The 8,994-nt window shown below is 75.9% G+C and carries 6 protein-coding genes and 1 tRNA gene; 3 read left to right on the top strand and 4 right to left on the bottom strand.

The window, feature by feature from the left end:
• Positions 1-171: 171 nt before the first annotated feature.
• Positions 172-948 carry a GPP34 family phosphoprotein gene (locus ACFCX4_RS31495; protein ID WP_376149973.1) on the bottom strand — a complete coding sequence of 259 codons (777 nt, stop codon included), beginning with the start codon at positions 946-948 and terminating at the stop codon, positions 172-174.
• A gap of 300 nt (positions 949-1,248) precedes the next feature.
• Between ACFCX4_RS31495 and ACFCX4_RS31490 the strand changes: the two genes are divergently transcribed.
• A complete protein-coding gene (locus ACFCX4_RS31490; RefSeq protein ID WP_376149971.1) occupies positions 1,249-3,636 on the top strand; it encodes a hypothetical protein in 2,388 nt (795 codons plus the stop codon).
• A 108-nt stretch (positions 3,637-3,744) separates the two neighbouring features.
• Here ACFCX4_RS31490 and ACFCX4_RS31485 read toward each other — a convergent pair whose 3' ends face one another.
• Both ACFCX4_RS31485 and ACFCX4_RS31480 read right to left on the bottom strand, forming a co-directional pair.
• Complete coding sequence (locus tag ACFCX4_RS31485) at positions 3,745-4,659, bottom strand: YhjD/YihY/BrkB family envelope integrity protein (RefSeq protein ID WP_376149968.1); 915 nt, start codon at positions 4,657-4,659, stop codon at positions 3,745-3,747.
• A gap of 165 nt (positions 4,660-4,824) precedes the next feature.
• Complete coding sequence (locus ACFCX4_RS31480) at positions 4,825-6,390, bottom strand: glycosyltransferase family 39 protein (protein WP_376149965.1); 1,566 nt, start codon at positions 6,388-6,390, stop codon at positions 4,825-4,827.
• Between the two features lie 203 nt (positions 6,391-6,593).
• Between ACFCX4_RS31480 and ACFCX4_RS31475 the strand changes: the two genes are divergently transcribed.
• Positions 6,594-6,666: transfer RNA gene (locus ACFCX4_RS31475), tRNA-Arg, on the top strand.
• Between the two features lie 89 nt (positions 6,667-6,755).
• Here ACFCX4_RS31475 and ACFCX4_RS31470 read toward each other — a convergent pair.
• Positions 6,756-7,571 (bottom strand): phosphatase PAP2 family protein, encoded by an 816-nt coding sequence (locus ACFCX4_RS31470; protein ID WP_376149962.1) that lies wholly within the window; start codon positions 7,569-7,571, stop codon positions 6,756-6,758.
• 396 nt (positions 7,572-7,967) lie between these two features.
• Between ACFCX4_RS31470 and ACFCX4_RS31465 the strand changes: the two genes are divergently transcribed.
• Positions 7,968-8,939 carry a sigma-70 family RNA polymerase sigma factor gene (locus ACFCX4_RS31465; RefSeq protein ID WP_376149959.1) on the top strand — a complete coding sequence of 324 codons (972 nt, stop codon included), beginning with the start codon at positions 7,968-7,970 and terminating at the stop codon, positions 8,937-8,939.
• Positions 8,940-8,994: the final 55 nt, after the last annotated feature.

Raw genomic sequence — 8,994 nt, 5'->3', positions numbered from 1 at the left:
CCCCTCCTCACTGCCGGGTTCTGCGGGTGCTGCCGGTTGCTCGCCGTCCCCGTGGGGCGCGAGCCGTGCGATGTGCGCCGCCCTGCGCGCTGGTGCGCGCCCGGCGGGCGGGTGGTTCGGGTGTCCGGTCCCGGCGTGGGCGCCGGTTCCGGCGGGTGCCCGCCGAGTGCCTCAGCGGACCCCGACGCGGGACGCCGCGACCCGGCTGCCACCGCTGCCGCTGCCGCTGCCGCTGCCGGCGCGCCCGGCGGAGGCCCGTTGGCCGGCCCGGCCACCGGGGCCCGACGGGGCGGTCCCCGCCTGGGCGGAACGGTTCTGCTGGTTCGGCAGGCCGTTCTGCACGTCCATCACGGCGTGCGCGACCATCCCGCCCAGCGGGTCGTACCGGATCAGGTCGCGCAGCCGGGACCGCGAGGACCGGCCCTCGTTGCCCGGGTAGAGGTGCTTGCCCAGACCGACCGAGTGCGCCAGCGCGGCGAGCGCCGCGGTCCGCGGGTCCGGCGGCACGCCGGTGCGGATCGCGGTGTCCAGCCGCTGCTTGATCGCGGCGTTGGTGCAGTCGTCGGACGCCTGGTAGCGCGTCGTCGGCAGCACCCCGCACACCTGGCCCGGTACGGCGGTGACCATGCCGCACCGTTCGAGGTGCGCCAGGTACGTCTGCCTGAGCCCCAGCCGGGGCCCGCCGATCCAGTGTGCGGCGCGGACCGGGCTGCCGCGGCGTCGCAGCAGCTCTAGCGCGTGGTCGAGCGTCGGGTCGCCGGTCGGCCGTGGCAGCACCACGGCGATCCGGTCGCCCTCCGGAACGATCCGTCCGGCCAGGGACAGCTCGACGAGCTGTGCCCCGGCGAGTCCGAGGTCGAGGGTCTGCGGCTGCGCCGTGGTGCCCGTGGCCGGGTCCAAGGCGAGCAGCAAGAGCTCCTCGGGAACAGTTCTGCGGCTCTTGCCCATCCAAGCCTCCCCGCGTGGATGGGAAACAGCGTGACGCCTCTCACACGGGCTTGTCGAGTACGCCTCCGAATCGTGACCTTGCGATCGGGGCGGGGAACCGGCCGTGGCGGGCCCGGCGTCTGACCGTTGAACAGGCCGCTGCGCGGCCGTGCCGCGGCAATAACCGCCGGTCGGGCGGGGTGGGGGCGGCCGGAATCGGTCGCCGGTGGCGGAGACTGTACAGGTACACGGGGCGGGGTGCCGGCTTCCCGAAATACGGGTGCGCCGGTACCCCGCCGGGCGTTGAGGAGGCTGGGTTACGTGGGCGAGTCCCCCGACAGGGTGCTGCGGGACGGCGACCGGACGCGGGAGCGGGACGGCGATCGGGCCGGCGCCGCGGCGGTCGAGGAGACCGCCGCGACGGTGGACCGGGCGGCGGAGCCGGCTGCGCGGACCGAGCCGGAACCGGGCGCGGCCCCCGCCGGAACCGGCGACCCGTCCGGGACCAGGGGCGCCCGGCCGGCGGAGGCCGCCGACCCGGCCGCCGACCCGGCCGATGCCGCGGCCGACGCCGGGGCCGGGGCTCCGTCCGGCGGCGGGCCCGGCTCGGCCGCCGAGGAGGCCGGGACCCCGTCCGGGGCGGCGGCGCCCGGCCGGCCCGGGTCCACGGTGCAGCTGCGCGTCCGGGATGCGGACATCCGGACGACCTCGCTGAGGCTGCCGCAGGAGCACGCGACCACCGCGCTGCGGATGCCCGCCGACGACGCCACGACCGCGCTGCGGCTGCCGGCCGACGACGCGACCACCGCCCTCCGCCTGCCCGGCGAGCGGCCCGGTGAGCTGCCGGGCGAGCAGCCGGACGGGCGGTCCGGGGAGGGCCCCGGGGACCGGACCGGGGAACGGCGCGCGCCCGCCGGCGCGACCGGGGCCGGGGTGCCGGACCGTCCGACCGTCACCGACCCGCGTCTCGCCATCCGGACCGCCCCGCCTGAGCCCGACGGCCCGGCCGGCGAGTCGTCGGACGGTCCGTCGGAGAGCCCGTCGGCCGGGCCGGACGGTGCCGGGCGGTCGGCTGCCGCGGCCGGGTCCTCCGCGTCCGCCGAGAAGTTCGAGAAGCGCGGGAACGCCGAGCGCACCCGTGTCCTGCGGCTGCCCCCCGCCCCGGCCGCCGCCGGGGCCGCCGCCCCGGCCGTCCCGGACACGGGGGCCGCCCCCGGCGCGGACACCGTCCCCGAGCCGCCCGCCCCGCGCCCGCTGCCCGAGCCCGCCCCCGTCCCGGAGCCGGTCCCTGCGCCCCTCCCCGGGCCCGGGCCGGCCCCGGAGCCGCTGCCGGAGCCCGCGCCCGCCCCGGGCCCGCGCCCGGTACCGCCCGTGCCGCCGCTGCCCGCCCCGGAACCGGCCCCCGTGCCCGCCCCGGAACCGGTGCCCTTCCCGGAGTCCACCTCCGAGGCGATGGAGGTGCTGGCCGCGCTCAACGGCCGCCCGGCCTCGCCGCTGCGCCGCGCGCTCAAGCGGATCACCGTCTGGACGCTCTTCCTCGCCGTCGTCCTGGGCGCGGCGGTCACCGCCCAGTTGCTGCGCCCGCTGCCGGCCACCAAGGTGCGGATGACCGCCGCGGGCAGCTACGGCTTCGCCGGCGACCCGCTCGACCTGGCCTGGCCGGCCAAGGGCCAGTCGGCCGCCGAGGTGGTCGGTGTCGGCACCCTGGGCAGCTCGGGCCCGGAGACGCCGGCCTCGATCGCCAGCGTCACCAAGGTCATGAACGCCTACCTCATCCTCCAGGCGCACCCGCTGAAGAAGGGTGAGTCCGGCCCGAAGATCACCGTCGACAAGCAGGCCGCCCAGGAGTCCGCCAACGTCGACGAGTCCCGGGTCACCCTGACCGAGGGGCAGCAGCTCAGCCAGTACCAGGCGCTGGAGCTGCTGATGCTCCCCTCCGCCAACAACGTGGCCCGGCTGCTGGCCCGCTGGGACTCCGGCTCGGAGGAGGCGTTCGTCCGGAAGATGAACGAGACCGCCGCGAAGTTCGGCATGACCAACACCACCTACACCGACCCGGCCGGCTTCAGCGCGGAGACGAAGAGCACGGCCAAGGACCAGCTGAAGCTGGCCGGGCAGGTGATGCAGGACGAGATCTTCCGGCAGCTCGTGTCGACCGCGGACACCACCTTCAACAACCAGAAGATCGCCAACACCAACACCCTGATCTCCCCGAAGAACGGCATCATCGGCGTCAAGACCGGCTCCAGCACCCCGGCCGGCGGCTGCCTGATGTGGGCCGCCTACAAGGAGGTCGCCGGTGTGCGGCGGCTGATCCTCGGCGTCACCCTGGGCCAGCCGGCGACCGCCGCCGAGCCGAGCATCCTCAAGATGGTGCAGAACGTCAGCGCCAAGCAGATCCAGGCCGCCCAGGCCGGGCTCACCGGGCAGACGCTGGCCAGGCAGGGCGACGTGGTCGGCCGGGTGGACGACGGTCTCGGCGGTTCCGTCCCGGTGGTCGCCGCCCAGGACCTCACAGTGGCCGGCTTCCCCGGTGTCACCGGCACCCTGGTGCTGGACCCGCTGCGGACCGTCCACCAGCTGCCGGCCGGTACCAAGGTCGGCGTGCTGCGGACGGGCGACGGCGACAACCGGGTCGAGGTGCCGGTCGTGCTCCAGAGCGACCTCGCCCCGCCGTCCATCACCGCGCGGCTGACCCGCGCCCTGTGAGGCACCCGCGCCGCCGAGTGCCACCACCCCGAGCGGGGCGCCGGTCCGTCCGGTGCCCCGCTCGGCGCGTCACCGGCCCCGGCCCCGGCTCCGGTGGGGGCCACGGCCTCAGAGCCGCACGCCGCCCCACCGGCCCGGTTCGGTGCGCGAGCCCAGCAGCCGGGCCACGGCCGGCTCCTCCGCCGCCACCCGGCCCAGCGCGATCGCCAGCGTCACCCCGGCGAACACCACGATCAGCCAGGACAGCCCGGTGAACACCACGCCGTAGGGACCGAACTGGCCGATGCTGCGGCTCATCGCGCCCGGCAGGTAGAACCGCGAGGCCACCCCGAGCCCCACCACGGCCACCCCGCAGAGCACCGCCCCGGGCAGCAGCGGCAGCCAGCGCACCCGGGCGCCCAGCAGCAGGTGCTGGGTCCACCACCACAGGGCCGTGGCGAGCAGGAAGGTCAGCGGGACGCCCAGCCAGGCGCCCAGGCCGAAGCCGTCCCGGACCGGGGTCTGGAACACCAGGCAGAGCAGCCAGACCAGCAGCCAGACCAGCCAGCGCCAGGCCGCCACCCTGGTCCCCGCCTTGGGCAGCTCCCAGCAGCGTTCGCAGACGCGCTGCATCGCCCGGCTCAGCGCCGTCGCCGACAGCAGGGTCACCAGTGCGCCGACCACCCCGAAGCCCGCCTCCTGCGGGTGCCCGCTCCCGAGCATCTGCTGCACCGACTGCGCCGCGTCGCCCTGCAGCCCGAGCTCCTTGCGCAGGGTGTGCACCACGCCGTCCCGGACCGTCGCGGGGGCGAAGACCGCCAGCACGAACAGGGCGGGCAGCGCGCTGACGAAGGCCTGCGCGGCCAGCCGGGTCGCGCAGTCCAGCAGGTTGACCCGGAGCAGCTGGCGCAGCGCCCGGCCCACCAGCGGGACCTGTTCGGGCAGCTCACGGGCGGAACCGGCGAGCGCCGCGGACCGCCGGCGCCACCGCGTGGTCCGCCGCTCCGGCCGGTCGGCCGGCTGCCCGCTCGGCTGCTCGCTCACCTGCCGTCCTCCCGACCGTGGTCGCCGGGCTCCATGGTCGCCCGGCCCCCGGTGGGCCGCACCCGGGCCGGGCGGCGGGGGTGGCGCGGGGTCCTCGTGCGCGGTCCGGCGGCGTGGTGCGGCGGCGTGGTGCGGCGGTGTGGTGCGGCCGTGCGCGGTCCGGCGTCAGCGTCCGGCTGCGGTCCCGTCCAGCAGGGCGAGGGTCATCCCGCCCAGCGGGGTCACCTGCTGCGGCGCGCCGAAGCGGGCCCGCAGGGCGGCCGCCTGGTCGGCGGGCACCGCGGAGAGCGGGTCGGGGGTGTCGCCCAGCACGACCAGCCAGGCGCGGGACCCCTGGCCGGTGCACTCGGAGGGGCTCGGGCACGGCACCGGGAAGAGGTCCTCGGCCCGTACGGCGTCGCTCGCCTCGAAGAGGGGGTACGGCCGCACACCGTCCGGCAGGTAGTAGGAGACGCCCGGGCCGACCATCGCCCAGGCCTGTTCGCCCAGCGGCGCGGCCAGGCCGTCGCCCGGGCGGTAGCCGGCCGCGATCAGCCGGGCGACGTCCCGGAACGGCTCCTTCGACTGCGCGTGCGACCCGGCGTAGCGCACCCGGGACTGCTTGGGCAGGGCCGACACCCCGGCCACCGCCACCGCGCCGGCCACCAGCAGCAGGCCCGCCGCCCGCAGCCCGGACGAGCTCCGGCCGGACCGGGCCACCGCCGTCACCGCCCCGTACACGGCCCCCGTCCCGCAGCCGGCCAGGGCGGCCCAGGCGGGCACCGTGAAGAGCAGGTACCGGTCGAGGAAGTACGAGGTCGGGCCGAACGAGACCGCCCAGACCGCGAGCACCGGCAGCACCGCGAGCAGCAGCAGCCTCAGCGCCGGGCCGCGCCGCCCGGGCAGCACCAGGGCCAGCAGTGCCAGCGCGAGGAAGACGTGGAACACCCTGGGCGTCCCGAACAGCGGCTCGCCGAAGTGCAGGAGCTGGTCCAGGGACGGCCGGGCGAGCCAGCCCAGCTGCCGCTCCGACTGCTGCCGGCCCAGGAGTGCCACCGGGAGCACCGCCGCCACCACGGCGCCGACCGCTGGCGCGAGCCGGCCGAGCAGCCGCCGCCGGGTCGGGCGGTCCGCCCGCCACAGGTGCGGGGCGACCAGCGCGGCCTGTCCGACCAGCGCGCTCAGCGACACCAGGTGTGCCGCGCCCGCCAGCGCCATCGCCAGGCCGTAGAGCACCCACCAGCGTGCGACCGGCCGTTCCAGGGCCCGCAGCAGGAACCAGGTCGCCGCCGCGACGGCGAAGGTCACCAGGGCGTACGAGCGGGCCTCCTGGGCGTACCGGGATATCAGCGGCACCACGGCGAAGAGCAGTCCGGCGCAGACGCCCGCGACCCGGCCGCCGGACAGCCGCGCGGCGGTCAGCGCGGTGAACGCGGCCGCCCCCGCCATCGCCAGTACGGAGGGCAGCCGCAGCGATATCTCGGAGTCGCCGAACAGCGCGGTCCAGGCGTGCAGCAGGACGTAGTAGGTGCCGTTGCTGGCGTCGACGTGCTGCAGCATCCGCAGCAGGTCCCCGAGCGGCCGGGTGGCCGACGCCCAGCTCGCCACCTCGTCCCGCCAGAGCGCGGGCGTCCCCAGCCGGTACGCGCCGACCGCCAGCATGACCAGGGCCGGCACCAGCCACATCGCCGGCCCGGCCGCCCGCCCCGCCAGGCGGACGGGCCCCCGGTCCCACCGGTCACCCGACGCCATCTGCCGCCCCCGTTCTCTCCCCCCGCCGCCGACGGGCCCCGGGCCGATCGGTCCCGGAGGTCCGTCCCCCCAGGCTAACCACGCCCCCTCCAGCCGCTCCGGCCACCCCCGTCCCACCTGACCCGCCGTCGGCCCGCCCGTCCCGCGACCGGTGCCGCCCACCCCCGCGCCCCCGATCCGCTAGGCTGTCAGCGGTCGTCCCCGCCTCAGTAGCTCAGGGGATAGAGCACGGCTCTCCTAAAGCCGGTGTCGCAGGTTCGAATCCTGCCTGGGGCACAGCGCCGGTTCCGGCGGATGACGTGATTGCGCGGGCCCCCTCGGTTTCGGCCGAGGGGGCCCGCGGCGTTCCCGGGGGTGAGGGGGCATCAGCGCAGCAGGCCGTCGGGGTGGTCGGCGGCCGGGTCGGCGGCGGTCTCCGCGGTGGGGCGGCGGGGCGGGCGGGTGGAGACGAGGACGCGCTGGATCCGGGGGCGGGTGCGCAGGTTCACCCGGCGGAAGTCCCGGGCGAGCGCGCCGGGGCGGGCGAGTTCGACGAGGACGGTGACGCTGCCGAGGACGGTCCCGGCGGCGAGCCAGCCGGCCAGGACGTCGCTGGGCCAGTGGACGCCGAGGAAGAACCGGGAGGAGCCGACCGCCAGCACGGTCAGCGCGGCGACCGAGCAGGCGGTGATCCGGCCGGAGCGGCCGATCCGGGGCCAGAGCAGGCCGACCAGGACGGCGCAGGTGATCGCGGAGGCCATCGCGTGCCCGGAGGGGAGGGCCGGACCGCCCGCGTGCGAGACGGGGTCGGAGAAGGAGGGGCGGGGCCGGCCGAAGGAGAGCTTCAGCAGCCAGTGGCCGCCCCAGCCGACCAGGGCCTGGGCCGCCACCCAGCAGGCCAGGATCCGGGCGCCGATCAGCCAGAGCCAGACGGCGGTCACGCCGAGTGCGGCGCGCATGGTGATCGTTCCGCCGACGTCGGAGAACATCTGCACCGAGGCGGTCCACACGGTGTGATCGGACGCGAAGCGGTGCAGGTGGTCGGTGAGCACGCGGTCGAGCCGGGCGAGCGGGCTCCAGCCGGTCTGCACCAGGGCCGCCAGGGTGGCGAACAGCGCGGCGCAGCAGACCGCGAGCGTCGCGTGCCGGAGCAGGTGACGGTCACGCGGGGTGATGGTGGGCGAGCTGTTGGTCAGGTGCATGGCTGACACCTTCCCAGCGGCCCGGTCGGATCGCGTGCTGCGGCGATAGCGATTTGGCATCTTTTGTGCGGAGGACCTGCGTGCGCCGGGGTGTGGGCGCGCCGCGCGCGGGAACGCGCCCGGAGTCCGCGGGGTTGGGGGAGGTGAGGGGTGCGCGCGGGGAGGCGCCGAGGCCGCCCCGGAGGGCACTCCGAGTGCTGATCCCGTCACACTCCGTCCCGGAGCGGGTGAAATTCCGCAGGATACTGCATCGCCGGAGAAATCTGAGCGACTTGGGAATGTTGTCCGGAATCTGTTCGTTGGATCGTTACGTGTGAGGCCCGCGGGGCCCGCACTTCTTGCCCTCCTGGGGGCGAGGCAGCCAGACCTCGGCAGACATCAGCAAAGGGAGCAAGCATGGCCACCCGTGCCGTCGTTCGCGACAGGGCCGACCGGACTCGCGCGGCCCGCCCGACCAACCTTGAGGCCGACCGTGACCTGGTCGGCATGTACCTCGACGAGATCGCCAGGACACCCCTGCTCGATGCCGCCGAGGAGGTCGAGCTCTCGCTGCGGATCGAGGCCGGCGTGTACGCCCGCCATCTGCTGGAGGAGGGCGAACTCCCCAAGGGTGTGCGGCGCGAGGAGCTGGAGGCGATAGCCGAGGACGCCGAGCGCGCCAAGGACGTCTTCATCCGCTCCAACCTCCGTCTGGTGGTCGCCGTCGCCCGGCGCTACCCGCGCAGCGGCCTGCCGCTGCTGGACCTCATCCAGGAGGGCAACGCCGGCCTGGTCCGCGCGGTCGAGAAGTTCGACTACGCCAAGGGCTTCAAGTTCTCCACCTACGCGACGTGGTGGATCCGGCAGGCGATCACCCGCTCGATCGCCGACCAGTCGCGCACCATCCGGCTGCCCGTCCACCTGGTGGAGGAGCTCGGCCGGATCCGGCGGGTGCAGCGGGAGAAGTCGAAGGAACTGGGCCGGGAGGCCGAGCCGGCCGAGATCGCGGCCGAGCTGGACACCACCGAGGCCCGGATCAAGGACGTGCTGGACTGGGCGCGGGATCCGGTCAGCCTGAACATGTCGGTCGACGACGAGGGCGAGACCCAGTTCGGCGACCTGGTCGAGGACACCGGGGCGACGTCCCCGGAGGACGCCGTGATGGTCATGCTCCGCCGGGAGGAGCTGGACGGTCTGATCGGGCGGCTGGACGACCGGACGGCCTCGATCATCCGGTCGCGCTACGGCATGGAGGACGGCCGTGAGCGCACCCTGACCGAGGTGGGCAAGCAGCACGGGCTGACCCGTGAGCGGATCCGCCAGATCGAGAAGCACGCCCTGGCCGAGCTCAAGAAGATCGCCGACCACGCGGGCTTCGAGGCCGCGTGACGCCGGCCGGGGGTGACGCCGGGCGGCGGGCCCGGTGCGGAGCGGTCCGCACCCT

This window comes from Kitasatospora sp. NPDC056327, assembly GCF_042261735.1.
GTDB lineage: Bacteria > Actinomycetota > Actinomycetes > Streptomycetales > Streptomycetaceae > Kitasatospora.
Note: the sequence above shows the minus strand (reverse complement) of the source record. Positions and strands in the feature narration are given on the sequence as shown.

Bases quoted from the DNA above. Each gene is read 5' to 3' on its own strand.
- ACFCX4_RS31465 (WP_376149959.1), top strand. From the start codon at position 7,968: ATGGCCACCCGTGCCGTCGTTCGCGACAGGGCCGACCGGACTCGCGCG.
- ACFCX4_RS31470 (WP_376149962.1), bottom strand. From the start codon at position 7,571: ATGCACCTGACCAACAGCTCGCCCACCATCACCCCGCGTGACCGTCAC.
- ACFCX4_RS31495 (WP_376149973.1), bottom strand. From the start codon at position 948: ATGGGCAAGAGCCGCAGAACTGTTCCCGAGGAGCTCTTGCTGCTCGCC.
- ACFCX4_RS31480 (WP_376149965.1), bottom strand. From the start codon at position 6,390: ATGGCGTCGGGTGACCGGTGGGACCGGGGGCCCGTCCGCCTGGCGGGG.